At 67.6% G+C, this 1,501-nt stretch carries 1 protein-coding gene; it reads right to left on the bottom strand.

Annotated elements, in window-relative coordinates; genetic code table 11:
- Positions 1 to 80: 80 nt before the first annotated feature.
- The gene (locus tag HV826_RS36295) at positions 81 to 1,433 is read right to left on the bottom strand and encodes an IS1182 family transposase (RefSeq protein WP_176421564.1); all 1,353 of its coding nucleotides are present in this window, start codon (positions 1,431 to 1,433) and stop codon (positions 81 to 83) included.
- Positions 1,434 to 1,501 lie beyond the last annotated feature (68 nt).

Below are 1,501 nucleotides of genomic sequence, written 5' to 3'. Positions count from 1 at the left end.
GCTAGGAGTGTGTAGCGGTAATGGGGTTGGAAGCGAGACCGGACGAGAGACGCCGGTCCGTCGTTGGGTGCGGCAGGCCGCTACGCTGCCGTCATGCGGAAGAGCTTGAGGAGGTTGTGGGTGGCGCAGATGAGGGCCCACTCCTCCCGGGCGGCCGTCAGGCCTCGGCGCAGCAGGGCACGGATGCCGCGTGCCTCTTGGATTTGGCCGAAGACGGGTTCCACAATCGCCTTGCGCATCCGGTACACCTCCTTGCCTCGCTTCGTCGCCAGCTTCCGGGCCATCCGCTCCTTCGGAGTGAGTCCCGAGGGCGGACGGCCTCTGACTTTTGGTGGCGCTTCTCCATGCTTCTGGCGGCCGGTGGCGAGGTACGGCTCGACGCCCACCGACTCCAGCCAGCCGACGTTCTTCGCCGAGAAGTAACCCGCGTCCGCGCTCAGCTTGCCTGGCACTTCGTCGAGGTGAGCGGCCACCCGGTCCACCAGCGCCGGCAGGTGCTCGGCGTCCGGAGGCTGGTTGGTGAGGGCCTGGGCGACAATCACCTGGTGCGCCGAGTCCACCGCCGCCTGCGCGTTGTAGGCCTGCTCGAAGCTTGCGCCCTTCTTCATGATTCGGCTGTCGGAGTCGGTGAAGTTGCGCTGCGCCTTCGGCGTCGGCTTGCCCTCGGCCGTATGGGGCACGGTGTGGCTGGGCAAGTCCTGGACGGACGGGGGCGCGTCGTCGTCATCATCCTTGCGTTTGCCTACCTCCGCGGCGGCCTTCGCCTCTGCCTCCAGGGCCCGCCGGGCCTCCTGGATTCGCTGCAGTCGTGACTGCGCCCGCCGCAACTCCTCGGGAAGCTCGTCGCCTCGCTTGCCCTTGCCGTGGCGGGCGTCCTCTTCCGCGTCGACGGCCTCCGCCTGGGCCAGCAGGTGCCGCACCTGCTCGCGCAGCTTCGCTTCCTCCTGCTGCATTCGCTCGTAGCTCATCGCCTTGTGCTTGCTGGCGTTCGCCTTCAGCTTCGTGCCGTCCAGCGCCACGTGCCCCAGCTTCACCAGCCCCGCCCTCGCGCACAGCTTCAGCATCTGCACGAAGAGACTCTCGAAGTGCGCCCCGTGCCGACGCCGAAACTCCGAAATCCGCGAGTGGTCCGGGGACTGGTTCGCCGCCAGCACGCGGAAGGCCACGTCCTCCTGCGTCTTCCTCTCAATCTTCCGAGACGACGTCACCCCGGTGCAGTACGCGTACAGCAGCAGCGCCACCATCATCTTCGGCTCGTACGGCGGGTAGCCTCGCAGCTCCTTCTCGTACGACTCGTAAATGGGCCCCAAGTCCAGCTCCTCCACCACCTCCAGCACGAATCGCGCGAGGTGGTGCTCCGGCAGCCAGTCCAGCAGCGACGGCGGCAGCAGGAAGGCCTGCTGCACATTCCAGGGGCGGAACTTCTTGCTCATGCCCGGCATTCACCACGCGGGCCTCCCTCCGGGCAAGCCCCACCGCGATTACCGCGACACGCTCCTAG

The sequence above is a fragment of the Myxococcus sp. AM010 genome (assembly GCF_013372585.1).
Taxonomy (GTDB): Bacteria; Myxococcota; Myxococcia; order Myxococcales; family Myxococcaceae; genus Myxococcus; species Myxococcus vastator.
The sequence above is the reverse complement of the archived record's forward strand: the minus strand, read 5'-3'. Positions and strand labels throughout refer to the sequence as shown.